Here is a 25,447-nt window from a genome sequence, read left to right as displayed (position 1 = left end):
CGCTGAGGAAAGTCCGGATCAGGGGTGGAAATTGGATCCAATGCATGGCAGCCTGAGCGGGAACGAAGGAGGCCCCCGATGCCGGAACTCCACCCGCTGCACCCCGACGCCCCGTGGACCGAACTGGTCACCACCGACGCCGACTGGGACGCGGCCGACCCTGCCCTGCTCGCCGCGATGTTCCACCAGCTGGTGCTCGTGCGTGCGTTCGAGGAATACGTGCTCGAGCTCGCCTCGGCGGGCCTCGTGCACGGGCCGGCCCACTCCAGCATCGGGCAGGAGGGAGGCGCCGTCGGGTCGGTCCTCGCCCTCGCCCCGGGCGACGAGGTCAACGGCTCCCACCGTGGCCACCACCAGTTCCTGGCCAAGGCGCTGCAGCACGTGGCGCCCAAGGGCTTCGACCTCACCGCCGAGCTGCCCGACGAGATCCGTACGGTGCTGCTCCGCACCCTCGCCGAGATCTGCGGGCTCGCCCGGGGTTACAGCCACGGCCGTGGTGGCTCGATGCACTTGCAGTGGAAAGAGGCCGGGGCGATGGGTACGAACGCCATCGTCGGCGGTGGAGTTCCGCTCGCGGCAGGCTTCGCCTGGGCCGGTCGCCAGGCCGGCACCGACGCCGTCGCGGTGACGTATTTCGGCGACGGCGCCGCCAACATCGGCTCCACGCTCGAGACATTCAACCTGGCCGCCGCCTGGCGACTGCCGGTCTGCTTCTTCGTCGAGAACAACCAGTACGCCGTTTCGACCAGCGTCGCCGAGGCCACCGGCGAGCCCCGCCTGTCGGCCCGCGGGCCGGGGTTCGGCATCGCGAGCTGGCGCGTCGACGGTCAAGACCCGCTCGCCGTCCACCTGGCGATGCGCGACGCCGCCGCCCACATGCGCGAGGGCCGCGGCCCGACGCTCGTCGAGGCCGACACTTATCGCTACTTCCACCAGAACGGCCCGTTCCCGGGCAGCGCCTTCCGTTATCGCACCAAGGAGGAAGAGGCGGAATGGCGCGCCCGTGACCCGATCGAGCTCGTCGCCTCCCACATGATCCGGCGCGGCCTGCTGACCGCCGAGTCCCGGGAAGCGGCCGCGTCGGCGGCCAAGGCGGCCATGAGCGCGGCCGGTGACGTGCTGCTCGAACCGAAGCCCGGCGGCAAACCGGGGGAGCGGCAGATCCGTCCCGCCGAGTGGCCCGATCCCGCCTTCGTCGACGTCGGCGTGCGCGGCGACCTCAGCGAGTTCGACGGCGCCCGACTGGCCGGTGGCGACATCGCCGTCCACGAGGTCAAGTTCATCGACGCGGTCGCCGAGGTGATGCGCCGTCGCATGACCGAAGACGACCGCATCGTGGTCATGGGCGAAGATGTGCACCGCCTCAACGGCGGCACCAACGGCGCCACCAAGGGGCTCAAGGCCGCCTTCCCCGACCGCATTCTCGGCACTCCCATCAGCGAGAACGCGTTCACCGGCCTGGCCGGCGGCATCGCGCTCGACGGCCGGTTCCGGCCGGTGGTCGAGTTCATGTACGCCGACTTCATGTGGGTCGCCGCCGACCAGCTCTTCAACCAGGTCGGCAAGGCGCGGCACATGTTCGGCGGTGACGGCCCGGTGCCTCTGGTGCTGCGCAGCAAGGTCGCGACCGGATCCGGGTACGGCTCACAGCACTCGATGGATCCCGCGGGCGTGTTCGCCACGGCGCCCGGGTGGCGGATCGTCGCGCCCTCCGACCCGTACGACTACGTGGGTCTGATGAACGCGGCGCTGCGCTGTGAAGACCCGGTGGTCGTGATCGAACACGTCGATCTCTACAACAGCACCGGCCCCGGCCCGGTTGACGACTTCGACTACCACCTGCCGGTCGGGCGGGCCGCGGTGCGCCGCAGCGGCGAGACGGTGACCGTGGTGGCCTATCTGTCGATGGTCGCGGAGGCGCTGGCCGCCGTGGACGAGTCCGGAGTGGACGCCGAGGTGATCGACCTGCGCTGGCTCGACCGGGCGAGCCTCGACTGGGAGACGCTCGGCGCCAGCATCCGCAAGACCAACCGGGTGCTCGTCGTCGAGCAGGGGCCGGTCGGGACCTCGTACGGGGGATGGCTCTCCGACGAGATCCAGAGGCGGTTCTTCGACTGGCTCGACGCGCCGATCGAACGGGTCACCGGCGGGGAGGCGTCGCCGAGCATCAGCAAGGTGCTGGAACGGGCCGCCTATGCGCGGCGCGAAGAGGTGGCCGAGGCGTTGCGGCGGGTTTCGGGCGAGATCGGTGGGGAGGCGTGAGATGGCGAGCCTGCTGAGGATGCCCGAGATCTCCGCCAACATGATCGAGGCGGTGCTCAACGAGTGGCCCGTCGCCGAGAACACGGCGTTCGCAGCGGGTGATCCGATCGCCACGGTCGAGACCGACAAGGCCGTCGTCGACGTGCCCGCCGAGAGTGACGGCGTGCTGGTCCGCTTTCTGATCGAGCCCGGCAAGGCGGTCTCGGTGGGCACGCCGATGGCCGTGCTGGCCGCACCGGGCGAGGTCATCGACGATGTCGACGCGCTGGTCCAGCGGCTCGTCGGCGGGTCGCCCCCGACGGCCGACGAGCCGACCCCGGCCGGCGCCCGCGAGGTGACGCAGGACGCCGAGCCCGCCGCGCAACTCGATGCGGCCGAGGCCGGAAACGTTGCGGGGCAGCGGATTTTCGCGAGCCCGCTCGCGCGCCGGCTCGCCCGGGACAACGGTTTCCGCGTCGAAGATCTGCGAGGGACAGGACCGAACGGGCGCATCGTCCGCGACGACGTCCGCCGGGCGGTGGCCGCCCGCGAGGCCGCCGGGAGCACCGAGCCCGCCGCCGCGAGCACTGTCGCGGGCGCTGACGTCATCTCACCTGCGGGCGCGGGGGCTGGGGCGGTTGTGGCGGGGGCGGGGTATGACGAGGTTCCGCACACGCGGATGCGGCGGGCCATCGCTACCCGGCTGGCCCAGGCGGCGCGCGAGACGCCGGTGTTCACGATCCGGGGGAGTGCCCGGGTTGATGCGCTGCTGGCGTTGCGGGCCGAGCTGAACGCGAACGCCGGGGTCAAGATCTCGGTGAACGATCTGGTGGTCGCGGCGGCGGCGCGGACGCATGCGGCGATTCCTGAGATGAACGCCGTGTGGACCGAGAGCGCGGTCCGGCGGTTCCACGATGTTGACGTCTCGGTTGCCGTCGCCACGGAGAACGGGCTGGTCACGCCGGTTGTCCGGGGGGCTCAGCGGCTGACCGTGTCGGCTCTCGCGAGCGTGAGCGCCGACCTGGTCGGGCGCGCCCGCGACGGGAAACTGCGGCAGGACGAACTGGAGGGCGGGACGCTCACCGTCACCAACCTCGGCGTCTTCGGCACCGAGGAGTTCAGCGCCGTGATCAACCCGCCTCAAGCGGCGATCCTGGCCGTGGGCGCGGCCCGGCCCGAAGCCGTGGCGGTTGACGGGCAACTCGGCGTCGCCACCGTTCTGCGGGTGACGCTCTCTGTCGATCACCGTCCGGTCGACGGCGCTCTCGCCGCTCGCTGGATGGCCCATTTCCTCGGGCTGCTCGAGGCCCCGGTCCGCATCCTGGTCTGACGGAGGTTCCCGTGCCCGACTCCGCTATCGAAACCGCCCTCGCCCACTGGGGGCCGCGCCTCATCCAGAACGGCGTCGACTACAACGACCTGATGGCGACGGTCGCCCGCACCGACAGCTGGGACGACTGGCTGCCGCAGTGGAACCGGACCGCCGACGAGCAGGCCGAATTCGCCCGCGAGGCCGACGCCACGGGTCACACGCTCACGGCCGGTCAGGCGTGGCGGCGGGCCTCGGTGAACCGGCACTTCGGCAAGTTCGTCTGGATGGTCGACCTCGACCTGGCCGCCGAGGCCACCCATCGGTCGGTCCAGGAGACGATCACCGCGTTGGCCCGGCTCGACCCGAGCGCCGAGCGGCTGGAGGTTCCGCTGGGCGAGGGGCGGGCCTTCGCCAACCTGCGGCGGCCTCCGGGTGCCGAGCGTCCGCCCTACGTGGTGGTGATCCCGGGGCTTGACTCGACCAAGGAGGAGTTCTTCTACTTCGAGCAGTCGTTCCTCGACCGTGGCCTGGCCACGGTCTCGCTCGACGGGCCCGGCCAGGGCGAGACCGGGCTGGTGCTGCCGATCCGCCCCGACTACGAGGTCGCCCTGACGCCGCTGCTCGACCTGCTGGCCGCGCGCACCGACCTCGACCACGACCGCATCGGGGTGGCCGGCGTGAGCCTGGGCGGCTACTACGCGCCCCGGGCCGTCGCCCACGAGCCCCGGGTCGCCGCGGTGGCGGGCATCAGCGGTCCGTTCCGGTTCGGGGACATGTGGGACGACCTGCCGCCGATGACCCGTCAGACGTTCACCGTGAAGTCCGGCGCGCGCGACGAGGAGGAGGGCCGCCGCATCGCCCTGACCCTCGACCTGACCGGGGTGTGCCGGCAGATCAGCGTTCCCGCGCTCTACATCACCGGCAAGCTCGACCGCCTGATCCCGTGGCAGCAGACCCAGCGCCAGGCCGACGAGACCCCGAAGGGCACGTTCGTCAACTTCCCCACCGGCAACCACGGGGTCTCCAACCTGCCCTCCAAGGCCCGCCCGATGATCGCCGACTGGATGGCCGACCAGCTGGCCGCCCCCACCACGACCGCATAAGCCCACTCGCGCCGCCGCGCCCCGAGCTGGGGTCGCGGCGGTCTTGCGTGCTGCGGCTGGTCTCGCGCTCGGGTGGTGTGGCGCGCGAGGGGTCGTGGCGGTCGTGGGTGGGCGCGGCGGTTGGTCCCGCGCTCGGGTGGTGTGGCGCGCGAGGGGTCGTGGCGGTCGTGGGTGGGCGCGGCGGTTGGTCCCGTGCTCGGGTGGTGTGGCGCGCGCTGGAGTCGTGGCGGTCGTGCGTGCGCGCTGCGGGTGCGGTCGTGACCAGGTTCGCGATGGGATCGAGCGGCGCGGAGGCTCTGGTGCGGGCCGTTGCGGGGCCGGCCGACCTGAAGTGGCTCGTGAGGGCGAACGGCGGCGATCACGCTGAGCCGGTAGAGGGCCAACCCTCACACCGGGGCGAAAGCGGTCGATAAGGAGAGGACGCCCGTCGCCCAACCTGAGGGACCCGAGCATGATGCCTACCGGCCGCCGCCGATGGATCGGCTTCGTGCTGGTGCTGGCGCTCGTGGCCGGTGGGTCGGCCGCCTCGTGGCTGGCGATGCTCGAGGTGAGCGAGGTGCAGCAGCGTCACGCGGGCCTGCTGATGGACCACAACGCCGACGCCATCCAGCGGGCGGTCGCCAACGAGGCCTCCCGCTACACCGAGACCCTGGCCGACCTCAGCGCCGCCGCGGCCGCGCAGAGCACGTTCACCTCGGAGGACTTCGAGGTGATGACCTCGCGGCTCAACCGGGAGCGGCTGCCCGGCGCGAGCGCGGTCAGCTTCGTCGTGCAGTCCCAAGCCGGCGAGGCGGCAGAGACGCAGAAGTACTGGCGGGAGCGCGGCGCGAGCCACCTGCGCCTGCGCACCGCCGGGAGCGCGGACCAGCACTACTACCTCATCTTCAGCCGGGCCCTCGACACCGTGACACCGGACGTCGGGCGCGACCTCAGCGCGGCCGAGGAGCCGTCGGCGGCGCTGCTCTTCGCGCGGGCCAGCGGTTCGATCACGGCCAGCCACCCGTACGTGCTCCTCAAGGACCGCAAGCTCCCCTCGGGCCGGCAGCAGCGGTCGTTCCTGCTGGCCGCCCCGGTCTTCCGGGCCGTCGGCGTCACCGGGGCCTCGTCGGGCGAGTTCATGGGCTGGATGGTGCTTTCGATGCGCGGGCACGACTTCGTCGAGGAGACCCTGCAGGCGTACGCCGGTGAGCTGGTCAAGGTGACGCTGAGCGACCTGGACGGGACCGCCGCCACCGCTGTCGCCTCGACCACCGCGCCCGCCGCCTCGCTGCGCGACCCCGGGCTGCGCCGTGTGCGGACCGTGCGGGTCGGCGAGCGGGACTGGCAGATCTACGTGCAGCCGACCGACCGCCTGCTCAGCGACACCGACCGCCGCCTGCCCGGCGCCACGCTGGCGATCGGGTTGTTCGTCACGTTCCTGGCCGGCGGGCTGGCCGACTCGCGGCGGCGCGCCCTCAAACGGGTCGACCTGGCCACCTCGGCCCTGCGCAGCGACATCGAGCAGCGCAAGGCGGTCGAGGCCCGGCTGCGCGAGAGCGAGGACCAGCTCCGCCACCTGGCGTTGCACGACACGCTGACCGGGCTGGCCAACCGGGCCCTGTTCAACGAGCGTCTCGCGCATGGTCTGCGGGCCCAATCCCGTACGGGGGAAGCCCTGGCCGTGTTCTTCATCGACCTCGACGGGTTCAAGGCGGTCAACGACGGGCTCGGCCACAGCGCCGGCGACCTGTTGCTGATCGAGTCGGCGCGGCGGCTGGAACTGTGCGCCCGGTCGAGTGACATCGTGGCGCGGCTCGGCGGCGACGAGTTCGCGATCCTGGCCGAAGGGCTGTCCGGCGCCGAGGACACCGAGGCCATAGCGGAACGGATCGTCCGGAGCCTGCGCACCCCGTTCGACCTGGAGGGACAGCCGGTCACGGTCAGTTGCAGCGTCGGCGTCGCGGTGCAGGAACCCGGCGTCCCGGCCCACGCCGAGGCGCTCGTCCAGGCCGCCGACGAGGCCATGTACGCGGCGAAGTCGGCCGGGAAGAACAGGTACGAAACCAGGCGGTACACGCATGTACCACCCGCCGAGCGAGCCGGACTACCGTCTGTTTCATGACGCTACGCAGCAGCGCCGGCTCCCCGGTCGGCGCCCGGATCCGGGCGCGCCGGCTGACGCGGGGCTGGAGCGTCCGGTTCGCGGCGAGCCGGGCCGGGATCTCGCACGCCACCTGGAGCCGGATCGAACGGGGGCTGCAGGCGGCCGACAACCGGTTCACGCTCGGGGCCATCGCCGAGGCCCTGGAATGCTCGCCGTCGGAACTCGCGGGCGCACCCGTGCCGGCCGCCGACCGTCAGGCCCTCGCCGGCGTCGAGGCCCTCCGGCAGGCGCTGATCGACATCGACCTCAGCGAACCCGCCGACCGGGTGGCGCCGCCGCTGGACGATCTCGCCCGCACCGTCGACCTCGCCGAGTCGCTGCTGCAGGCCTGCGACTATGCGGGCGCGACCCGGCTGCTGTGTGAGCTGCTGCGCGACCTGCACGCCGAGACCGCCGGGCCGGAATCCGGGCGCGCGCTGCGGCTGCTCTGCGTCGCCGCCCACGTGGCCTCCTCGTCCCTGCGCAACCTCGGTCTGCCCGCCGATGCCTGGGTGGCCGCCGAGCGCTGCCAGGAAGCGGCCGATGCCGCCGCCGATCCGGTGTTGCGGGGGTTCGCGGCGTACACGCGGGCCAGTGCCGCCTCGGTCGCCGGCTCGAACCAGCGGGCCTTGACGCTGGCCGAGCGGGCCGCCGACGACCTGGGCCGGCACGTCGCCCGCACCGGTGGGGCCGAGGTGCTGGGCGCCCTGCACCTGATGTGTGCGCTGGCCAGCCAGGGTGCGGGCCGTCTGGACGAGAGCCGCGCGTGGTCGTCCGGGGCCGCGGTGCTGGCCGCCCGCACCGGCGAGACGAAGACGCTGGGCCTGTTCTTCGGCCCCACCAACGTCGACATCTGGCGGATCAGCATCGAGGTCGAGGACGGCGACCCCGGCCATGCGGTGCAGATCGCGCGACGCACCAGTCCGGGCGCGCTGCCGGTCGGCCTCCGGCAGGTTTTCCTGTACGCCGACACGGCGCGCGCCCTGACTCAGCTCTCCGGGCACGACCGGGAGGCGGTGCGGCTGCTGCTCAACGCCGAACGGATCGCGCCGCAGCACGTGCACCGGTCGGCCGAGGTGCGGGATGCCGTGCACACGTTGCTCGGCCGATCCCGCCTGCGGTCCGGCGGCGCCGAGCTGCGAGCCCTCAGCGAGCGGATGCAGGTCGCCTGACGTTCGTCATCATGCGTATGCCGGTTGCCTCACCCAAGCCGGCCCGCGGCTTCAGCGAACGAATGCGGGTCGCCTGATCCCCATCAGCAGGCCGGTTCCGGTCAGCCAGCAGACGGCGACGAACAGCACGGCCCGCTCGACCAGCGCCCCGAAGTCGCTGCGTCCCACGAACAGCATCAGCAGCCCCAGAACCGCGCCGAGCGGAACGGTCACGGCCACCGCGACTCCGGCCAGGCGGGTGACGGCCGTACGCAGGTCGGAGAGCCACACCAACGCCATCGCCCCGGCCAGCACGAGCATGCCCAGCACACTGGCCGCCGCATGCACCACATCGGCGAACGTGGTCGGCTCGTACGGCGGCAACGGGCACCGGTCGGTGCAGGCCACCAGCCCCGAGGTCGCCGCCAGCCCCGCCGCCACGACCATCGCCGTCGAAGCGAGCCGTAGTTCCCGGAGCGCCTGCCCGATCAGCGCCACACCCGCTGCGAGCAGGACCAGACCGAAGCGGTACGGGATCGCGTACGGCTGCCCGGCCGTCCCCGCCTCACTGACGTACCCGTCCCACCAGCTGCCGTCGGGCGCCACCAGAGCCACCAGCATCACCACGGCCCCCGTCACCACGGCCGCCGCCCCACCGATCCCCGCGCCCCTGGTCATGCCCCCATCATGATCGATAGCCGGCCACGGGTGCGGCGGCCGGGTGGAGGTGCCGCTGGAAGAAGCGGATCGCGCTCGCCGCCTCGAACCGGGGCAGGCCGGTGTGCCCGCCCGGGTTGACGTGCAGCGACTTCTCCTCGGAGCCGAGAGCGTCGTACGTGGCCAGGCCGGCCTCGCGCGGGATGAACTCGTCGTCCCACTGCAGCGTGAACTCGATCGGCGCCACGATCGTGCGCGCCCGCTCGTCGTCGATGGTGGCCAGGCCGACCGCTCCGGCGGTGATGCGCGGTTCGGCCGCCATCAGGGCGAGGCCGGTCGCCCCGCCCAGCGACACACCCCAGAACCCGACCGGACCGTCCGGCGCGAGGAGGTCGATGGCGGCGCGCCATTCGGGAACCGCCCGCGCCGCCACCTCGGCGTTGCGCTCGGCGACCCGTTCGGGCGGCCCCGGCACCGGTGATCCGGGCCCGCCGCGACGCTCCCCGTGGCCGGGTGCGTCGAGCGCGGCCACCCGGAAGCCGGCCTCGACGAGCATTGCGGCTCGCCCGGTCACCGCCGGCGCACTTCGATGCTGGCCACCGCCGTGGGCGACGAGCACGAGCGGCCCGTCTCCCCACAGTGTGCCGCGAACGGAATTGTCGACCAGAAAAGTCTGCATGACGTGCCCTTCCGAAATGCCGTTGGGGCACTCCTCAGGGCTGAACGAACGCGTTCACCCGGGGGAGCACCCGACCACCTGCAGCGTTGATCGGTCTCACCTCCTCGGGTCGCGGTTGCCGCCGAACCCTACCAGTGACAGCATCCGATGGGTGGCCGACGCGGCGGGCAACGAGTTGCTGGAGTTCACCGCGGGCACCGAGGCCGACGTGACCCGCCGCGACGACGGCATTCCGCTCCCGCTCGCGCTTGTCGTGGCCCGGCACCACGGCCTGACGCTGCTCGTGCTGAACCGGGCCCGCCGGCAGTGGGAACTGCCGGGCGGCATGCTCGATCCCGGCGAGACCCCGAGGCAGGCGGCGCTGCGCGAGTTCGCCGAGGAGACCGGCCAGCCTGAGCCCAGTCTGCTCTACGCGGGCCGGGCCAAGTTCCGGCTGATGCCCGACCGGCGCCTCGAATACGCGGCCGTCTACACCGCCACCCAGCCCGTACGCACACCGTTCGTCCCGACCGACGAGATTGCCTGCCTGCTCTGGTGGGACGGCACCCCGCTCCCGGACATGGCCGCGCTGGACGCCGAGATCTGCGTGCGGGTGAGCGCCCGGATATAAAGGGGGACGTGAATCCGACGGTCCGGTTTGTGCCCCTGTCTCCGGTCGCGCTCGAGGCGCTGCTCGCGGGTGATCTCGACAAGGCCCGCGCGGCCACCGGCGTACCTCTGGGGGAATGGTTCCTCTCCGACGAGGTGACGTGGCTGTGGCGGATGCGGCTCGACCAGATCGCCGGGGACCCGCGGGCGGCCGACTGGATCGCGCGGGCGGCGGTGTCCGTCCCCGACGGCACGGTGGTGGGCTCGGGCGGCTTCCACGGCCCGCCCGACGCGGACGGCATGGTCGAGATGGGTTACAGCACCGATCCGGCCTTCCGGCGCCGGGGGTTCGCCAAGGCGATGGTCACCGAGCTGCTGCGCTGGGCCGCCTCCGAACCCGAAGTGCGCACCGTACGGGCGAGCATCAGCCCCGGCAACGACGCCTCGCTGGCGACGATCGCCGGGTTCGGCTTCGCGCACGTGGGGGAGCAGTGGGACGAGGAGGACGGAACCGAGCTGCTCTTCGAAAGGGCCGTTGGTCCCGACCGGGCCGGGACCTGACGCTCTGCCGTGACGTGACCGCCGGCTGAAGGATGGCGGCATGAGCGAGCGGGTCATTGTGGTCGCCACCGATGGGATGCCGTGCGGCAGCGCCGCCGTCGAGTGGGCCGCCTCGGAGGCGAGCATTCGCGGGTGCGCGCTGCGGATCGTGCACGCCTACACCTGGGACCGGCGCGAGTCGCAGTTCGACATCGGCAACGAGGACGTCGACGTGGCCCGGGTCCTCGCGGCCGCGGTCGTCGACGACGCCTACCAGCGGGCCCGCGCCCTGGCCCCCGACGCCGACATCTGGACCGACACGCTGATCGGCCCGCTGCTGCCCCGGCTACTGGAGTCCTCGCGCACCGCCGAGATGCTGGTCGTCGGGGGCGAGGTCGTCCGGGACGCGCCGTGCCCGGTTGTCGTCGTGCGTTCCGAGCGGCATCCGGTGGCATGACTCGCCCCAGCCGGTGTCGAACTGTGGCGTCGAGACCGCCGGCCAACCCCGGTCGCGGCCGGGGCGAGGGTCGCGTGGCAGGCTCTAGCGGTGAGTTCACCCGTCGACGCCGACATCGTGCTGGTCGGTGGCGGCGGCGCGGCCTCCCTCGTGCTCGCCGCACTGGGCCGGCAAATGCGTTCCCGCGTACGGGTGGCGGTCGTCGACCCGGTGCACAAGCGCGGCCAGGACCGCACGTGGGCGTTCTGGGGTTCACCCGGCACGTTCCTCGACCCGTTGCTGAGCGCGAGCTGGGACGAGGTCGACGTGGTGACACCGGCCGGACGCCGTGCCCTGCGGTTGCAGCCGCTGCGCTACGCGATGCTGCGGTCGGCCCCCCTCTATGAGCTGGCCGACCGCAGCGCCGACGCGGTCCGGATCACCGCGCCCGCCGGCAGTGTGACCGACGACGGGGAACGGGTGCTCGTCGCCGACCCGGACGGGACTCCGCTCGTACGGGCGAACTGGGCTCTTGATTCTCGACCGCGGCCCCCGCGCCGGGCCGGCCGCACGAACTGGTTGCAGCACTTCCGTGGCTGGTGGCTGGAGTCGGACCGGCCCGTGTTCGATCCCGGCCGGGCCGTGCTGATGGACTTCCGGACGCCGCAACCCGCGCGCGGCGTGTCGTTCGGGTACGTGCTTCCCGTCAGCGACCGGTTCGCGCTGGTGGAATACACCGAGTTCTCCCCGGCGCGGCTCGGCGACCGCGAGTACGACGTGGCGCTGCGCCGCTACTGCGACCTGCTCGGCCTCAACGTGGCCGCGATGCAGGTCCGCGAGGTCGAGGACGGTGTCATTCCGATGACCGACGGTCCGTTCGAATCCCGGCCGTCCCCGCGCGTGGTCCGGCTCGGCACCGCGGGCGGCGCCACCCGCCCGTCGACCGGATTCACGTTCTCGGCGATGGCCCGTCAGGCCGACCGGATCGCCCGCGAGGTCGCCGCCGGCCGCCCGCCGCTGCCGGAACCGCCCTATCCGGCCCGCCACCTGTGGATGGACGCCGTGCAGCTGCGCGCCCTCGACCGGGGGCTGGTCGACGGGGTGGCGTTCTTCGACCGGCTCTTCGACCGCAACCCGCCCGACCGGGTGCTGCGTTTCCTCGACGGCACCACCTCGGTCACCGAGGATCTGCGCCTGATGGGGTCGTCCCCGCTGCTGCCCATGATGCGAGCAGCGGCGGGGGACTTCGTCGACCGTCTCAGGCCGGGCTGACGCTTCAGGTCGGCTGATGCTTCGGGCCGGGCTGACGCTTCGGGTCGGGCTGACGCTTCAGGTCGGGCTGACGCTTCAGGTCGGGCTGACGTCCACCAGTACCTTGCCGACCGTTCCGCTCTCGACCGCCCGGTGCGCGTCGGCCGTTCCCTCGAGCGGGAACCGGACCAGCGGCAGGCCGTGCTCCTCGCCCACCGGCAGCGCGCCGTCGCCGACCGCCGCCGCGACGTCCTCGGCGGCTGCGGTCAGGGCCTGCGCGCCAACCGTGTAGAGCACCAAGAATTGGAAGCGTGTGTTCAGGTTCATGTTCTGCCGCACGTCCAGCTCGACCGCCTTGCCGCCGTCGTTCGCGTACGTGGCGATCGTGCCCCGCGTACGCAGGACGGCCAGGTCGAGCGCGAGGTTGGCCCCCAGCGCGACCTCGGCGACGATGTCGACGCCGTCCGGGGCGTGGCCGCGGATCTCGGCCACCGGGTCACCCTCGCGGTAGTTGACGACGTGATGGGCGCCCGCGTCGACGGCCAGCCGCGCCTTCTCGGGCCCGCTGATCGTGCTGATGACCGTGGCCCCGGCCCACCGCGCGAGCTGGATCACCGCGTGCCCGACCGCGCCCGCCCCGCCCGCGGCCAGCACCACCTTGCCGTCGAGGGCACCCGGGCGCAGCCGGTTCGGCCCGTCCTCGGCGACGGTGAGCGCGCGGTGGGCCGTGAGGGCGGGCACGCCGAGCGAGGCGCCCAGCTCGAAGCCCGCCGCCTCCGGGAGCGGGACGGCCCGGTCGGCGGGCACGACGGTGTATTCGGCGGCGGTCCCGGTCGGGCGGCCCGCGGTGGCCATGAACAGCCAGACCCGCTGGCCGATCCGCGCTGCGTCGACCCCGTCACCCACCTCCTCGATCACGCCGGCCCCGTCGAGGTGGGGCGTGACCTCGGGGAACTGTTTCGGGTTGGTGGCACCGGCCCGGGTCTTCCAGTCCGTCGGGTTGACGCCCGACACGGCCACGCGGACGAGCACCTCACCCGGGCCCGGTTCCGGCACGTCCCGGTCGACGAGCTGAAGCACCTCGGGCCCGCCGTTGTCGCTGTAGATGATGGCCTTCATCCCCCGATTCTGACCCCATGCCCGTCCGCGCACGAGGCGGCCGCCGTCCGTGCACGCGATGACCGTTCGGTTCGTGCACGCGATGAGCGTTCGGTTCGTGCACGCGATGAGCGTTCGGTTCGTGCACGAGATGAGCGTTCGGTTCGTGCACGGGGTGGGCGTTTGGTTCGTGCACGGGGTGGGCGTTCGCTCGTGCGTGCGGTGAGCGTTCGCTCGTGCGTGCGGTGAGCGTTTGGCTTCGTGCGTGCGGTGAGCGTTTGATTCGTGCACTGGGATGAGCGATCGGAGTGCCAAGCCGCGGGCGGCCTCCGTACGACGACGGCGGCCGCCCGCGGGGTGACTACCCGGCGTCCAGGGCGATGTAGAGCCGCTTGCCGGCCGGCCGGTAGCCGACCCGCTCGTACACCCGCCAGGAGTCCTCGCCGGAGGCCTCCAACCAGGCGACCTCGGCGCCCGTGGCGAACAACCGGCCGGTCACAGCCGCGGTGATGGCGCCGGCCAGACCGCGGCGACGGAACGGCGGACGGACCGCGATGCCAGCCACCTCACTGATCCCGTCGTTCGGCGGCACGGCCTGGCCGCCCCCGGCGCAGGTGCCGTCACCGTCGACGGCCATGACCGCGACACCGCCCGCCTCCTGCTGACGCCGGACGCGGGCGGCATCCGCGTCGGTGGCCGTCGGCTCGCCGCCGAAGGCCTCGTTCTGCGCGCCGACCATGGCCATCCGCTGCTGGTCGGTGACCGGTTCGCTGAGCCGGAAGCCGTCCGGCGCCGGCGCCGTGGCGAGCGTGCCGGGGGAGCAGACCAGGTAGTCGTGGCGTTCCTCCACGCGGAATCCGGCCGTGGTCAGCAGGTCTTCCAGGCCGGGTGCGCAGCTGGTGACGTATTCCAGGCGGGGTTTGCGGCCCGCGTCCCGGAAGGCCGCCACCAGGTCGGTGACGTCACCCGGCGTGATGGTCGCACCGGGCCGGGGTGTGGCGTAGTTGATGTGTGGGCTGTCGGTGCCGGGGTCGAACCCGATCACGAACGGGCCGACGCCGAGCGGCGCGGGCCGGGACGACAGGTTGGCAACGACGGACTGCTGGATACGGTGATCCATGAGCAAGACAGACCTCTGGGCATGAAGAAGCGTTCACCGGACGAAGAGACGTCGGGCCGCGCGCAAGTTCTCAGGCGGCCGCTGGGCGCACCGAGATCACAGGCTTCATTCCCTCATGCAGAGCTGTTGCCGAACGCCCGCGCCGGCCGCGCGGAGCCCCAGCAGGCTGTCAGGGTGATCCACCACCCGTCAACCGATTAAGCACAGCGGCAGCATCGGCGTCGGTTCGTCGCGCGGACCTTGTTCATTTCCGGCGGCGCACGACGGCCGTGACCGCGGCCTTGGCCAGCACCGCGGCCCCGGCGACGGTGGCCGCGAGGCCGAACAGCGGGAAGGCGGCCGACACCCCGAAGGCGATCACATTCTTCCTGGTCATGCCACCAGCACACCGCTCGTGAAGGCTCGGCGGCAGGGGAGAAGTTCCGGCACCTGTGGGACCAACGGCCCTGCCGTGACCGGTGGGGCGTGGCCGACGCTGGGAACCGGAGAACAGGAGGCTGTCATGGTGATGGGGTGGCGCGGATTCCGGGGCACGGCCTGGCGGGACACGATCGATGTGGCCGCGTTCGTGCGGGACAACGTGGAGCCGTACGAGGGGAACTCTGATTTTCTCGCCGGCCCCACGCACCGGACCGAGCGGATCTGGCGGCAGCTGACGCGCATGTTCGCCGAGGAAAGGCGGCGCGGCATCTACGACGTGGACGCGCACACGCCGTCGACGATCACCTCGCACGCGCCGGGCTGGATCGACCGCGACCACGAACTCATCGTCGGGCTGCAGACCAGTTCGCCGCTGCGCCGGGCGATCATGCCGCAGGGCGGGCTGCGGATGGTGCAGGCGGGCCTGGCCGCGTACGGGTACAGCCTCGACCCCGCCGTGAAGACGATCTTCAGTCGCTATCGCAAGACGCACAACGACGGCGTGTTCGACGCCTACCCGGCCGCTGTCCTCGCCGCCCGGCGCTCGCACATCATCACGGGACTGCCCGACGCGTACGGGCGGGGACGGATCATCGGTGACTACCGGCGGGTCGCGCTCTATGGCGTGGACCGGCTGATCGCCGACCGCCGCACGATCCGGGCCGCCCTGGGTGCGCAGCGGTCCACCGAGGATGTCATCCGCGACCGGGAGGAGGTGGCCGAGCAGATTCGCGCGCTCGAGGAGCTGCGGTTCATGGCCGATCGCTATGGATACGACATCTCCGGCCCGGCCACCACCGCGCGCGAGGCCATCCAATGGCTGTACTTCGCCTACCTGGCGGCCATCAAGGAGCAGAACGGCGCCGCCATGTCGCTCGGGCGCACGTCGTCGTTCGTGGACATCTTCGTGCAGCGTGACCTGGCCGAGGGGACGCTGACGGAGCGCGACGCGCAGGAACTGATCGACGACTTCGTCATCAAGCTGCGCATTGTTCGTTTCCTGCGCACCCCGGAGTACGACCAGTTGTTCTCGGGCGACCCGACCTGGGTGACCGAGGCGATCGGTGGCATGGGCGGCGACGGCCGGCCGCTGGTGACGCGCACGAGCTTCCGCTACCTGCAGACCCTGTACAACCTGGGCCCAGCGCCGGAACCGAATCTGACCGTGCTCTGGTCACCGCGGCTGCCCGAAGGGTTCAAGCGGTTCTGCGCGCAGGTGTCGCTGGACACGAGCGCCATCCAGTACGAGAACGACGACCTGATCCGGCCCGCGTACAGCGACGACACGGCGATCGCCTGCTGCGTGTCGGCCATGCGGGTGGGCAAGGACATGCAGTTCTTCGGCGCGCGGGCCAACCTGGCCAAGGCGCTGCTGTACGCCATCAACGGCGGCCGGGACGAGATGAGCGGCGATCAGGTGTTCGTGAGCGAACCGGTCGACGAGGACGTGCTCACTTATGCGCGGGTGATGCGCGCTTATGACCGGACGCTCGACTGGTTGGCCGAAACGTACGTCGAAGCGCTCAATGTCATCCACTACATGCACGACAAGTACGCATACGAGCGTCTCGAGATGGCGTTGCACGACCACCCCGTACGCCGGTTCCTCGCGACCGGCATCGCGGGCTTGTCGGTCGCCGTGGACAGCCTGAGCGCGATCAAATACGCGCAGGTCAAGGCGCTGCGCGACGAGACCGGCCTGGTCGTCGACTACGCGATCGACGGCGACTACCCGGCGTTCGGCAACAACGACGACCGCGCCGACGCGATCGCCGTCGACCTGGTCGAGCGGTTCATGGCGAAGATCCGCCGCCAACCGGCCTACCGGGGTGCCGAACCCACCCTGTCCGTCCTGACGATCACGTCGAACGTCGTCTACGGCAAGCACACCGGCAACACCCCCGACGGCCGGCGCGCGGGAGAGCCGTTCGCTCCCGGCGCCAACCCGATGAACGGGCGCGACAAGCACGGCCTGGTCGCGGCGGCGCTGTCGGTGGCCAAACTGCCCTACACGTCGGCCCGGGACGGCATCTCGCTGACCACGACCGTCACGCCGGACGGGCTCGGCCACTCCCGCGACGACCGGATCGACGGCCTGGTCGGGGTGCTCGACGGCTACACCGACGCCGGTGGCTTCCACCTCAACGTCAACGTGCTGGACCGGGCCACGCTCGAGGACGCGATGGTCCACCCGGAGAAGTATCCGCAGCTCACCATCCGGGTCTCCGGCTACGCGGTCAACTTCGTCAAGCTCACCGCCGAGCAGCAGCGCGACGTCATCTCCCGGACGTTCCACGGGTCGCTCTGATGATCGGCAGCCTGCACTCGTACGACATCTCGACGGGGGTCGACGGCCCGGGGACGCGCTTCGTCGCGTTCCTGGCCGGCTGCCCGCTGCGCTGCCTCTACTGCCACAGCCCCGACACGCAATATCGCCGCTACGGCACCGCGACCGACTCGGCCGACCTGCTCACCGAGATCCGCCGCTACGAGCGCTTCCTCAAGGTCGCCCACGGCGGCGTCACCGTCAGCGGCGGCGAGCCGTTGCAGCAGACCGCCTTCACCCGCCAGATCCTGCGCGGCTGCAAGGAGATGGGTCTGCACACGGCCCTCGACACGAGCGGCTTCCTCGGCTCCCGGGCCGACGACGCTCTGCTCGACACGCTCGACCTCGTGCTCCTCGACATCAAGAGCGGCGACCCTTCCACGTACGGGCGTGTCACCCGAACCGGAAGCCTGGCGCCCACCGTACGGTTCGCCCACCGCCTGGCCGACCGCGGAATCCCCATCTGGGTCCGTTTTGTGCTGGTCCCCGGCCTGACCGACGCCCCCGACAACGTCGACGCGGTGGCCGCCATCGCCGCCGACGTGCCCACGGTCGAGCGCGTCGAGGTGCTGCCGTTCCACCGCCTGGGCGCCCGGAAATACGCGGCCCTGGGCCTGCCGTTCCCGCTGGCCGACACCCAACCACCCGACGAGACGCTGCTCGAACGCACCCGGGCCCAGTTCCGCGATCACGGCCTGGCCACCCTCTGACCGACAAAAAACGCCGCCCGGGTTTCCCAACCCGGGCGGCGCGGTGAAGCGGATGTCAGACGAGGCCGCTCTCGGTGAGCCAGCCCTTGGCGACCGCGGCGGTGTCCTGCTTGTCGACCTGGACCTTGGCCAGCGTCGTGGTCAGGTTCTCCGTGGTCAGCTTGGCGGAGACGGCGTTCAGGGCCTCCGTCACCGTGGGGTTGTTCGCCGACGTGCGGATCAGCGGGATGATGTTCTCGGCCAGGTACAGGTTCTTCGGGTCGTCGAGCACCACGAACTTGTTGGTGGCGATCGACGAGTCGGTCGAGAAGATGTTGCCGACCTGGATCTGGCCCTTGATGAGGGCGTTCACGGTGAGCGGGCCACCGGCGTCGAGCGGCTTGAACTCCTTGAATTCGATGCCGTAGAGCTCTTTGAGACCCTTGAGACCCTGGTAGCGCTCCTGCCACTCGGGGCCGGCGCCGATCACGAGGTCCTTGGCGACCGGCTTGAGGTCCTCGATGGTCTTCAGGCTGTACTTGGACGCCGTCTCGGAGGTGACGGTGAGGGTGTCCTTGTCCTCGGCGGGGGACTGCTCGAGCACCTCGGTGCCCGACGGCAGCACCTTCTTGAGCGCGCCCAGCACGTCTTCCGGCTTGCTGACGCCCTCGGGCGCGCCACCGCTCGACAGCGCCGAGAGCAGGGCGCCGTTGTATTCGGGGAGCAGGTCGATCGAGCCGTCCTGCAGGGCCTTGAGGTAGAGCTCACGGGCGCCGATGTTGAACTGGCGCTTGACCGTCAGGCCCTTGGCCTCGAGGGCCTGCGAGTAGATCTCGGCCAGCAGCTCGCTCTCGGCGAAGTTGGCCGATCCGACGGTGATGGTGCCGGGTGCGGCGCTGCTGCCACCGTCGCTGTTCGACAGCGGGTCCTCGTCGGCGCCGCAGGCGGTCAGAGCGACCAGAAGGGCGACGGCTGTGCCCGCCGCGCTGAGTCGGCTAAGGAGTTTCATGCTGGGACCTTTCACTTGGATGCCCGGAGACCCGGGGAGACGATCCAGCGCTGCGCGAGCGCCAGGACCAGGTCGAGCAGAACCGCCAGCACCGCGACAACAATGGCGCCGGCCAGCACTCGGGAGTAGTCGTTGACGGCCAGGCCGTCGATCAGCAGGCGGCCCAGACCGCCCAGCCCCACCGCGGCGGCCACGGTCGCGGTCGCCACCACCTGCAGGGCGGCGCTGCGGAAACCGCTCATCAGCACGGGCAGGGCCATCGGCAGCTCGACCCGGAACAGCACCTGCATGGGGCGCATGCCGACACCCTTGGCGGCGTCGACGACACCGGGGTCGAGGGTGCGCAGACCGGCGTACGCGGAAGTCAGGATCGGCGGGATGACCAGCACCGTGAGCGCGATGAGCACCGGGAGCAGCCCCAGCCCGAGCAGGGTCACCATCAGCATGAGCAGACCGAGCGTGGGCAGGGAACGGCCGGCGTTACCGGCGTTGATGGCGATGAACGAGCCACGGCCGGTGTGCCCGATGTAGAGACCCACCGGCAACGCGATGACCAGACCGATCAGCAGGGCCAGGAACACGTACCAGAGGTGGGAGACGATCAGCTGCGGGATGCTGCCGGTGGAGAAGTCCCAGTGGGCCGCGTCGAACAGGTAGTCGAGGTTCACGCCCGGCCTCCCTGCACGCGGGTCCACGGTGTCACCGCGCGCTGGATCAGCACGATGATCAGGTCGGCGATGCCGGCCAGCAGCACGGACAGGATGATGCCGACCAGGATCGGCTCGATGTAGAACAGCTGGAAGCCGCGGGTGAACAGCTGCCCGAGGCCGCCGATGCCGATCAGGGCGCCGACGCTGACCAGGCTGATGTTCGAGACCGTGGCCACGCGCAGGCCGGCCAGGATGACCGGCAGCGCGACCGGCAGCTCGACGTCGAACAGGCGCCGCACCCGGCGGTAACCCATTGCCGTGGCCGACTCGGTGATCAGCCGGTCGACCGAGCGCAGACCGTCGGCGACCGTACGGGCCATGAGCGCGACGGTGTAGATGGTGAGCGCGACCACGATGTTCAGCGGCGACAGGATCTTCGTGCCCAGCACCACCGGCAGGAACACGAACAGCGCCAGCGACGGGATCGAGTAGAGCACGCCGGCCACGTTGACCAGCGGGTGATAGAGCCAGGGGAACCGCACACCGAGGTAGCCGATCGGCAGCGCGATCAGGAAGCCCAGCAGCACCGGGATCAGCGCGAGCGTGATGTGCTGGCGGAGCGCGGCCAGCACGGTCTCGGAGTTGTTGGACAGATAAGTGATCATGAGGCGGCTCGCCGGGTCGCCAGGTAGTCGGCGAGGTCGTGATGGCGTACGACCCCGTCGGCGGCGCCCTCGGCGTTCACGCGCACGGCGGTGCCGACCGGGGAGCTGATCGCCAGGTCGGTGACCAGCCGCAGCGAGTCGGACGTGGTGAACGTGCCCCCGGTGGGCGTGACCCCGCCGGCCGACTTCCACCCGAGCGGGCGGCCGGCCTCGTCGAGCACCAGGTCGGCCGGCAGTTCGCCGACCGGAAGCTCGGCCGCGGAGTCGAACGAGAGGCTGCGGATGCCGCGGTCACGTCCGACGAACTCGGCCACGAAGTCGTCGGCGGGCGCGGTCAGCAGCTCCTGCGGGGTGCCCACCTGAGCCAGCTTGCCACCCTGACGGAAGATCGCGACGACGTCACCCAGCTTGATGGCCTCGTCGATGTCGTGCGTCACCATGGCGATCGTCTTGCCGAGGTCTTGCTGCAGGCGTAGGAACTCGCGGTGCAGGCCCTCGCGGACGACCGGGTCGACGGCGCTGAACGGCTCGTCCATCAGCATGATCGGCGGGTCGGCGGCGAGCGCGCGGGCCACGCCGACACGCTGCTGCTGACCGCCGGAGAGCTGGGCCGGGTAGCGCTTGGCGAACTCCTCGGTGAGGCCGACCCGCTCGAGCAGGCCGAGGGCGGCGGTGCGGGCCTCGCGGCGGGTCTTGCCGAGCAGCACCGGCACGGTGGCCACGTTGTCGAGCACCGTACGGTGCGGGAACAGCCCCGCGTGCTGGATCACATAGCCGATGCCGCGGCGCAGCAGCGCCTCGTCCTGGTCGGCGATGTCCTTGCCGTCGATGAGCACGCGGCCCGAGGTCGGGCTGATCATGCGGTTGATCATGCGCAACGAGGTGGTCTTGCCGCAGCCCGACGGCCCGACCAGCACCGTCATCTTGCCGGTAGGCAGTTCCAGCGACACGTGGTCGACCGCGGTGCTGCCGCCCGGATAGACCTTCACGACGTCGTCGAATGTGATCATGGCACTCCTGCGGCAGCGGATTTATGAATACGGCTATTCATACTTCAGGCGTAGTGAATAGAATGTCAACGGCCTGGGGGCGGCCTTTACGGTCTGGTAACACGTGTGATGGTGGCGCTATGCAGGCAGAACGGCTCGACGGGGCGAATCTGACGATCAGTGGGCTCGTGGCGATCGCTTCCGGTCGATGTGGGGTCGAGGTCGAGGCGGCCGCCCTGCGACGGGTCGGAGAAAGTAACGCGTTGTTGCAGCACGCGCGGGCGCACGGCGCAGTCTACGGGGCGAACACCGGCGTCGGTGCCAACCGGCACGAGCGTGCGAGTGACGAGGAACGCGGTTTAAGACTCCTGCGCAGTCACTGCGCGGCGGTCGGGCCGGTCGAGGACGACAACACGGCGCGTGCGGCCATGACCGTACGGCTCAATCAGATCCTCGCCGGTGGGTCGGGCATCTCGCCCCGGGTCGCCGAGGCGCTGGCCCAGGCATTGCGGGACGGCGCGGTCCCGACGATCCACTCGTGGGGCGCCATCGGCACGGCCGACCTGGCTGCGCTGGCCGAGCTCGGTCTGACCCTGGCGGGGGAGCGGCCCTGGCAGAACGGCAAGGGGCCGGTCACGACCATCGACGCCACCGACGCGCTCCCGCTGATCAGTTCGAGCGCGCTCACCGTGGCCACCGCGGCTCTCGGGCTGCAGCGGATGCAGAGCCAGCTGCGCGCGTCGGTGGTGGTGGCGGCGCTGAGCTTCCTGGCGCTGCGGGGCAACCCCGAGGCGTACGACGTGAATGTGCACCGCAACCGGGCGCACCCCGGCCAGGTCGAGGTGGCCCGCCTGATGAGCCGGCTCGTGGCCGGGTGCGCGGCCCCGGTCCGCATCCAGGACCCGTTCGGCCTGCGCGTGCTGCCGCAGGTGACGGCGCCGGCCATCCACGCCGCCCGCACGCTCGACGACGTGCTCACCTCCGAGATCAACGCGGCCGTCGAGAACCCGCTGGTCACCCCCGAGGGCGTCCTGCATCACGGGCAGTTCCACACGGCGACGCTGGCCTCCGGTCTCGACGCCGCGCGCGGGGCGTTCCTGCCGGTGCTGTCGCTCTCGACCGCGCGGCTCGGGCTGCTGATGCGCCCCGACCTGACCGGTTTGCGGGCGTTCCTGGCGGCCGGTCCGGCCGGCAGCTCCGGCCTGATGATCAGCGAGTACGTGGTGCAGGACCTGCTGACCGAGATCCGCGTCGGCATGACCCCGACCGCGGCCGGCACATTGAGCATTTCGCTGGGGCTGGAGGAGCACGCGAGCTTCGCCACGCAGGGCGCGCGTTCCCTTCGTACGATGACCCAGCTCGCCCCCACGCTGCTCGCCGCCGAGCTGGTGGCGGCCGTGCGCGCGTTGCGGATGGCGCCCGGCCGGCTCACGGTGGGGCCGTTGCGGGACGCGTTCGAGATGGCCGACGAGGCGCTCGACCCGTCCGAGGACGACCGGCCGCTCGGCATCGACCTGGAGCGGGGCGCCGAACTGCTGCCGCGGCTCGGCGCCGTCCTTGATTACTCCTCGATGGGCCTGAGCGCTTAGGCGACCTTTTACTCGTCCTACTCGTCGATCGGGCGCAGCTCGTCGGCGTAGCTGACCGCCTTGCGCCGCAGCACACCCGCCGGGCTGATCGAGTATTGCCCCATGCGCCACAGCGGCGGCGAGTACGCGTGGATCGACACCGACCCGTCGACCGCCCCGCCCATCCGGTGGATGTGGTCGGGCCCGAACGCGAACGCCCGTCCCGCCTCCACCACCCGGGTCACCGGCTCGCCACCCATGCGCGGGGTGGCCTCGGTGACCGCGCCCCGGGTCACCGCGACCGCGCCCGAGGAGGTGTCGTGGTCGTGCCAGCCGGTGTCGTCCACGACGTTCCAGCACAGCACCCAGACGTCGATGTCGGCGTCCCGGTAGAGCGACGCGTAGTGCCGGCCGCCCGTGTCGTGCTGCACCAGGTGTTCCCACAGTTCCGGCTGCTCGGCGAGCTCGGCGACCCAGCGCTTGAGCTCCGGCAGGTCCAGCACCCGACCGGGCGGGGCCGGCAGAACGGTCATCGCAGTTCCCCCTTCAGAAACTGTTGCGGATTCGCGGTGAACAAGGCGTGGGTGAAGGCCGCGCCCAGGTGAGGGTCGACCGCTTCCGCGTACGGGCGGTCGGAGCCCGAGATGATCGGATCGACGCCCACCACACGGATCAGGGCGTCGATCGCGCGCGTGCCGTAGGACGAGGTCTCGTAGAAGACGTTGGCGTTCAGCGCCCCCAGCGCCCCGCCCCGCGCGGCCAGCCGCTCGTGATGCAGCGGCGCGAGCCCCGCCAGCGCGACAAACCCGATGCGCACGTCCTTGCGTCCCGCCACATGCCAGGCGAGCCAGGCCTGATGCAGCTGAGCCACGTACGGGACCAGGGCCGGCCACCACCCTGGAAACCCCGGAGCGCAGGCGGGCGCCGGTCCCGGATGCACAAGGACGGGTTTGTTGGCCTTCGCGGCCTCGTCGAGCAGCGGCCCCACATGCTCGATGCCGCCCGGGTCGGCGAGCGCGGTGGCGGGCAGCTGGAGCCCCACGATCCGCTCCTCCCGCAGCACCTTGGCCAGCCCGTCCGGATCGGGTTCGCTGACACACGCGGCCGCCCACACCTCGAACGGGTCGCCCAGCTCGAGGGCGCTCTCGTGCCAGATGTCGATCAGCTCAGCGCCGTCGCGAGCCGGCAGGTGCTCGATGCCGAGCGGGCTGGAGAGCGAGATCAACACCTGGTCGGCGCGCTCGGTGCGGCGGCGCAGCGCGACGTCGTGGGCTTGCGGATCGACCGCGTACGGGTCCTCGCCCGCCAGGAACAACGTCCAGTCCCGCATGTATGGGTAGGCGTGGCGGCGGCGCAGCGCGTCAACAAACCGCCCCGGCCACAGGTGCTGGTGGCAGTCGATCAACATCGTCCCTCCTCGCAGCCTAGGGAAGCGCTTCACATGTGCAAGAAGTGAAGCGCTTCCCTCCCGTGAACGCAATGTGTTCTCAAGCACCGGAATTCCGCCCCGGTCTGCCGCAGCTGCGGAAACTCGCCGGCCGCTCTTGAGGATCAGACACGCCGCTGTGGATAAGCCCCGCCAGCCACCGTTCCCACCTGTGGACGACTCCGCTTCCGCCGCCGCGGCCGAGCTAGGTTCAGAGGCCCCTGGGTGGGCGGGGGTTTGGGATGGCTGCTCCCGGCGATCTTGGGGTGGCGATCTTGCGGGTCGGGCGCGTGGGGCAGAACGGGCGTGGCGGCGGTGTTACATTCGGCCGATGTCACGGCAGCCGGGTCGGCGGACCCTGCAAGACCTGGCCACCGCCGCGGGGCTGTCGCTGGCCGCCACCTCCTATGCGTTGCGCGGCATCCGGGGGTCGCCGGCCACGATTCGCCGGGTGCGGCAGCTCGCCGACGAAATGGGCTACACCGTCGACCCGATCGCGCGGGCGCTGGCCAGCGGGCGTACGGGATGGGTCGGGGTCTCCGGGTCTCTGCGTGACCTCTGGCAGCAGGACTTTTCGGTGCTGCTCACCCGGGCCCTGCGTCGCAAGGGGCGGTACGCGACCATCGCCGACGCGGATGCCGATCCGGAACTCGAGCGGCGCATCGTGGAGCAGTTCGTGGCCCAGCGGGTCGACGGTGCGCTGGTCTCGCCGGTCGACCCGACGGCCGACTACTGGCGGCTGCTCGGGCCCGACGTCACGGTGGTGTCGATCGGTGACGCGCTGACCGCCCGGCCCGGCTCGGGCAGTGTGCTGTTCGACAACGCGTACGGGGTCCGGACCGCCTTCGCCCACCTCGCCGAACTCGGCCATCGCCGCATCGGACTGCTCGCGCCCGCCCTGCCGTCCACGCCGGGGCGCCCGGCCCAGCTGCTCGCGCCCGAGATCGCCGACGCGCTCGGCATCGACCTGGTCGCGATCTCGGCGCCCGCCGCGACCACCGAGGCCGTCGAGATCGTCGCCGACCTGCTGGCCGGCTCGAACCGGCCCACCGGCGTGTTCTGCCTCAGCGACTCGCTGGCGTTCGCCGTCTATCGGGCCGCCCGCGACGAGGGGCTGCGCATCCCGGACGACCTGTCGGTGATCGGTTACGACGACCATCAGCTGGCCGTGCTGGTCGAGCCGGGGCTGACCACGATGGCCTGGGACGAGGACGCGATCGTCGAGGCCGCCCTCAACCAGCTCGACACGCCCGGCGGCGTGCCACTGTTCCGCCCCGAGCTGATCGTGCGCGGCTCGACCTGCGCGGTCTGAACGTCACAACCCCTGCGCGTCGAGCGATCGCGCTCTCGAGCGCCCGCGGCGTTGAGCGACTACGCACCTTTGCGTTGAGCGATCGCGCACTTGCG

Annotated in this window: 24 protein-coding genes; 13 read left to right on the top strand and 11 right to left on the bottom strand. The window is 71.3% G+C overall.

Annotated elements, in window-relative coordinates; genetic code table 11:
- Positions 1 to 78: 78 nt before the first annotated feature.
- From JIG36_RS02720 to JIG36_RS02700, 5 genes are all read left to right on the top strand, one after another.
- Positions 79 to 2,262 carry an alpha-ketoacid dehydrogenase subunit alpha/beta gene (locus JIG36_RS02720; protein ID WP_203374361.1) on the top strand — a complete coding sequence of 728 codons (2,184 nt, stop codon included), beginning with the start codon at positions 79 to 81 and terminating at the stop codon, positions 2,260 to 2,262.
- Positions 2,263 to 2,281: 19 nt separating this feature from the next.
- Positions 2,282 to 3,571 (top strand): dihydrolipoamide acetyltransferase family protein, encoded by a 1,290-nt coding sequence (locus JIG36_RS02715; protein WP_203374360.1) that lies wholly within the window; start codon positions 2,282 to 2,284, stop codon positions 3,569 to 3,571.
- An 11-nt stretch (positions 3,572 to 3,582) separates the two neighbouring features.
- Positions 3,583 to 4,656 carry an alpha/beta hydrolase family protein gene (locus JIG36_RS02710; protein WP_203374359.1) on the top strand — a complete coding sequence of 358 codons (1,074 nt, stop codon included), beginning with the start codon at positions 3,583 to 3,585 and terminating at the stop codon, positions 4,654 to 4,656.
- Positions 4,657 to 5,107: 451 nt separating this feature from the next.
- Complete coding sequence (locus tag JIG36_RS02705) at positions 5,108 to 6,757, top strand: sensor domain-containing diguanylate cyclase (protein ID WP_203374358.1); 1,650 nt, start codon at positions 5,108 to 5,110, stop codon at positions 6,755 to 6,757.
- Positions 6,754 to 7,950 (top strand): helix-turn-helix domain-containing protein, encoded by a 1,197-nt coding sequence (locus tag JIG36_RS02700; RefSeq protein ID WP_203374357.1) that lies wholly within the window; start codon positions 6,754 to 6,756, stop codon positions 7,948 to 7,950. Before JIG36_RS02705 ends, JIG36_RS02700 begins: the two co-directional genes overlap by 4 nt.
- A 51-nt stretch (positions 7,951 to 8,001) precedes the next feature.
- Here the strand turns inward: JIG36_RS02700 and JIG36_RS02695 are convergent, their stop codons facing one another.
- Entirely contained in the window at positions 8,002 to 8,607 is a 606-nt protein-coding gene (locus tag JIG36_RS02695) for a DUF998 domain-containing protein (protein ID WP_203374356.1), read from the bottom strand.
- A gap of 7 nt (positions 8,608 to 8,614) precedes the next feature.
- On the bottom strand, positions 8,615 to 9,265 hold the full coding sequence (locus tag JIG36_RS02690; protein ID WP_203374355.1) for an alpha/beta fold hydrolase: 651 nt from the start codon (positions 9,263 to 9,265) through the stop codon (positions 8,615 to 8,617).
- Positions 9,266 to 9,416: 151 nt separating this feature from the next.
- Between JIG36_RS02690 and JIG36_RS02685 the strand changes: the two genes are divergently transcribed.
- The 4 genes from JIG36_RS02685 to JIG36_RS02670 all read left to right on the top strand — a co-directional run bounded on the left by JIG36_RS02685 (position 9,417) and on the right by JIG36_RS02670 (position 12,101).
- Positions 9,417 to 9,875 (top strand): NUDIX domain-containing protein, encoded by a 459-nt coding sequence (locus JIG36_RS02685; protein ID WP_307872537.1) that lies wholly within the window; start codon positions 9,417 to 9,419, stop codon positions 9,873 to 9,875.
- 8 nt (positions 9,876 to 9,883) lie between these two features.
- A complete protein-coding gene (locus JIG36_RS02680) occupies positions 9,884 to 10,414 on the top strand; it encodes a GNAT family N-acetyltransferase (RefSeq protein WP_203374353.1) in 531 nt (176 codons plus the stop codon).
- A gap of 40 nt (positions 10,415 to 10,454) precedes the next feature.
- Positions 10,455 to 10,850: a universal stress protein gene (locus JIG36_RS02675; protein ID WP_203374352.1), complete on the top strand. Its 396-nt coding sequence runs from the start codon at positions 10,455 to 10,457 to the stop codon at positions 10,848 to 10,850.
- 90 nt (positions 10,851 to 10,940) lie between these two features.
- Entirely contained in the window at positions 10,941 to 12,101 is a 1,161-nt protein-coding gene (locus tag JIG36_RS02670; RefSeq protein ID WP_307872536.1) for a lycopene cyclase family protein, read from the top strand.
- A 75-nt stretch (positions 12,102 to 12,176) separates the two neighbouring features.
- Here the strand turns inward: JIG36_RS02670 and JIG36_RS02665 are convergent, their stop codons facing one another.
- The 3 genes from JIG36_RS02665 to JIG36_RS53110 form a co-directional block, all read right to left on the bottom strand.
- Complete coding sequence (locus tag JIG36_RS02665) at positions 12,177 to 13,199, bottom strand: NADPH:quinone reductase (protein WP_203374351.1); 1,023 nt, start codon at positions 13,197 to 13,199, stop codon at positions 12,177 to 12,179.
- A 340-nt stretch (positions 13,200 to 13,539) separates the two neighbouring features.
- Positions 13,540 to 14,298: a GNAT family N-acetyltransferase gene (locus JIG36_RS02660; RefSeq protein WP_203374350.1), complete on the bottom strand. Its 759-nt coding sequence runs from the start codon at positions 14,296 to 14,298 to the stop codon at positions 13,540 to 13,542.
- Positions 14,299 to 14,542: 244 nt separating this feature from the next.
- Complete coding sequence (locus JIG36_RS53110; protein ID WP_268919486.1) at positions 14,543 to 14,674, bottom strand: hypothetical protein; 132 nt, start codon at positions 14,672 to 14,674, stop codon at positions 14,543 to 14,545.
- Between the two features lie 126 nt (positions 14,675 to 14,800).
- On the opposite strand from JIG36_RS53110, the gene pflB reads away from it, so the two are divergent.
- Positions 14,801 to 17,026, top strand: a complete 2,226-nt coding sequence (gene pflB, locus JIG36_RS02655; protein ID WP_307872535.1) for a formate C-acetyltransferase — start codon at positions 14,801 to 14,803, stop codon at positions 17,024 to 17,026.
- On the top strand, positions 17,026 to 17,754 hold the full coding sequence (gene pflA / locus JIG36_RS02650) for a pyruvate formate-lyase-activating protein (protein ID WP_203374349.1): 729 nt from the start codon (positions 17,026 to 17,028) through the stop codon (positions 17,752 to 17,754). The genes pflB and pflA overlap by 1 nt, the downstream gene beginning before the upstream one ends.
- A gap of 55 nt (positions 17,755 to 17,809) precedes the next feature.
- Here pflA and JIG36_RS02645 read toward each other — a convergent pair whose 3' ends face one another.
- From JIG36_RS02645 to JIG36_RS02630, 4 genes are read right to left on the bottom strand one after another with little or no spacing between them, the layout of a single operon-like run.
- Positions 17,810 to 18,742, bottom strand: a complete 933-nt coding sequence (locus JIG36_RS02645; RefSeq protein ID WP_203374348.1) for an ABC transporter substrate-binding protein — start codon at positions 18,740 to 18,742, stop codon at positions 17,810 to 17,812.
- Between the two features lie 11 nt (positions 18,743 to 18,753).
- Positions 18,754 to 19,410, bottom strand: coding sequence for an ABC transporter permease (locus JIG36_RS02640; protein WP_203374347.1), 657 nt, complete (start codon positions 19,408 to 19,410; stop codon positions 18,754 to 18,756).
- Positions 19,407 to 20,057, bottom strand: coding sequence for an ABC transporter permease (locus tag JIG36_RS02635; protein ID WP_203374346.1), 651 nt, complete (start codon positions 20,055 to 20,057; stop codon positions 19,407 to 19,409). Before JIG36_RS02635 ends, JIG36_RS02640 begins: the two co-directional genes overlap by 4 nt.
- A complete protein-coding gene (locus JIG36_RS02630) occupies positions 20,054 to 21,067 on the bottom strand; it encodes an ABC transporter ATP-binding protein (protein ID WP_203374345.1) in 1,014 nt (337 codons plus the stop codon). The genes JIG36_RS02635 and JIG36_RS02630 overlap by 4 nt, the downstream gene beginning before the upstream one ends.
- A gap of 119 nt (positions 21,068 to 21,186) precedes the next feature.
- Here JIG36_RS02630 and JIG36_RS02625 point away from each other — a divergent pair, with 119 nt between their 5' ends.
- On the top strand, positions 21,187 to 22,635 hold the full coding sequence (locus JIG36_RS02625; protein WP_203374344.1) for an aromatic amino acid ammonia-lyase: 1,449 nt from the start codon (positions 21,187 to 21,189) through the stop codon (positions 22,633 to 22,635).
- A gap of 17 nt (positions 22,636 to 22,652) precedes the next feature.
- Here the strand turns inward: JIG36_RS02625 and JIG36_RS02620 are convergent, their stop codons facing one another.
- Positions 22,653 to 23,147 carry a cysteine dioxygenase gene (locus tag JIG36_RS02620; protein WP_203374343.1) on the bottom strand — a complete coding sequence of 165 codons (495 nt, stop codon included), beginning with the start codon at positions 23,145 to 23,147 and terminating at the stop codon, positions 22,653 to 22,655.
- Positions 23,144 to 24,022 carry an amidohydrolase family protein gene (locus JIG36_RS02615; RefSeq protein WP_203374342.1) on the bottom strand — a complete coding sequence of 293 codons (879 nt, stop codon included), beginning with the start codon at positions 24,020 to 24,022 and terminating at the stop codon, positions 23,144 to 23,146. Before JIG36_RS02615 ends, JIG36_RS02620 begins: the two co-directional genes overlap by 4 nt.
- Positions 24,023 to 24,371: 349 nt before the next feature.
- On the opposite strand from JIG36_RS02615, the gene JIG36_RS02610 reads away from it, so the two are divergent.
- A complete protein-coding gene (locus tag JIG36_RS02610; protein ID WP_203374341.1) occupies positions 24,372 to 25,352 on the top strand; it encodes a LacI family DNA-binding transcriptional regulator in 981 nt (326 codons plus the stop codon).
- The last annotated feature ends 95 nt before the right edge of the window (positions 25,353 to 25,447 follow it).

Origin of the sequence: Paractinoplanes ovalisporus, assembly GCF_016834655.1 — a bacterium.
GTDB classification, from domain to species: domain Bacteria; phylum Actinomycetota; class Actinomycetes; order Mycobacteriales; family Micromonosporaceae; genus Actinoplanes; species Actinoplanes ovalisporus.
The sequence above is the reverse complement of the archived record's forward strand: the minus strand, read 5'-3'. Positions and strand labels throughout refer to the sequence as shown.

Bases quoted from the DNA above. Each gene is read 5' to 3' on its own strand.
- JIG36_RS02675 (WP_203374352.1), top strand. From the start codon at position 10,455: ATGAGCGAGCGGGTCATTGTGGTCGCCACCGATGGGATGCCGTGCGGC.
- JIG36_RS02635 (WP_203374346.1), bottom strand. From the start codon at position 20,057: ATGATCACTTATCTGTCCAACAACTCCGAGACCGTGCTGGCCGCGCTC.
- JIG36_RS02695 (WP_203374356.1), bottom strand. From the start codon at position 8,607: ATGACCAGGGGCGCGGGGATCGGTGGGGCGGCGGCCGTGGTGACGGGG.
- JIG36_RS02690 (WP_203374355.1), bottom strand. From the start codon at position 9,265: ATGCAGACTTTTCTGGTCGACAATTCCGTTCGCGGCACACTGTGGGGA.
- JIG36_RS02660 (WP_203374350.1), bottom strand. From the start codon at position 14,298: ATGGATCACCGTATCCAGCAGTCCGTCGTTGCCAACCTGTCGTCCCGG.
- JIG36_RS02630 (WP_203374345.1), bottom strand. From the start codon at position 21,067: ATGATCACATTCGACGACGTCGTGAAGGTCTATCCGGGCGGCAGCACC.
- JIG36_RS02665 (WP_203374351.1), bottom strand. From the start codon at position 13,199: ATGAAGGCCATCATCTACAGCGACAACGGCGGGCCCGAGGTGCTTCAG.
- JIG36_RS02615 (WP_203374342.1), bottom strand. From the start codon at position 24,022: ATGTTGATCGACTGCCACCAGCACCTGTGGCCGGGGCGGTTTGTTGAC.
- JIG36_RS02720 (WP_203374361.1), top strand. From the start codon at position 79: ATGCCGGAACTCCACCCGCTGCACCCCGACGCCCCGTGGACCGAACTG.
- JIG36_RS02620 (WP_203374343.1), bottom strand. From the start codon at position 23,147: ATGACCGTTCTGCCGGCCCCGCCCGGTCGGGTGCTGGACCTGCCGGAG.
- JIG36_RS02625 (WP_203374344.1), top strand. From the start codon at position 21,187: ATGCAGGCAGAACGGCTCGACGGGGCGAATCTGACGATCAGTGGGCTC.
- JIG36_RS02700 (WP_203374357.1), top strand. From the start codon at position 6,754: ATGACGCTACGCAGCAGCGCCGGCTCCCCGGTCGGCGCCCGGATCCGG.
- JIG36_RS02705 (WP_203374358.1), top strand. From the start codon at position 5,108: ATGATGCCTACCGGCCGCCGCCGATGGATCGGCTTCGTGCTGGTGCTG.
- JIG36_RS53110 (WP_268919486.1), bottom strand. From the start codon at position 14,674: ATGACCAGGAAGAATGTGATCGCCTTCGGGGTGTCGGCCGCCTTCCCG.
- pflA (WP_203374349.1), top strand. From the start codon at position 17,026: ATGATCGGCAGCCTGCACTCGTACGACATCTCGACGGGGGTCGACGGC.
- pflB (WP_307872535.1), top strand. From the start codon at position 14,801: ATGGTGATGGGGTGGCGCGGATTCCGGGGCACGGCCTGGCGGGACACG.
- JIG36_RS02610 (WP_203374341.1), top strand. From the start codon at position 24,372: ATGTCACGGCAGCCGGGTCGGCGGACCCTGCAAGACCTGGCCACCGCC.
- JIG36_RS02715 (WP_203374360.1), top strand. From the start codon at position 2,282: ATGCCCGAGATCTCCGCCAACATGATCGAGGCGGTGCTCAACGAGTGG.
- JIG36_RS02645 (WP_203374348.1), bottom strand. From the start codon at position 18,742: ATGAAACTCCTTAGCCGACTCAGCGCGGCGGGCACAGCCGTCGCCCTT.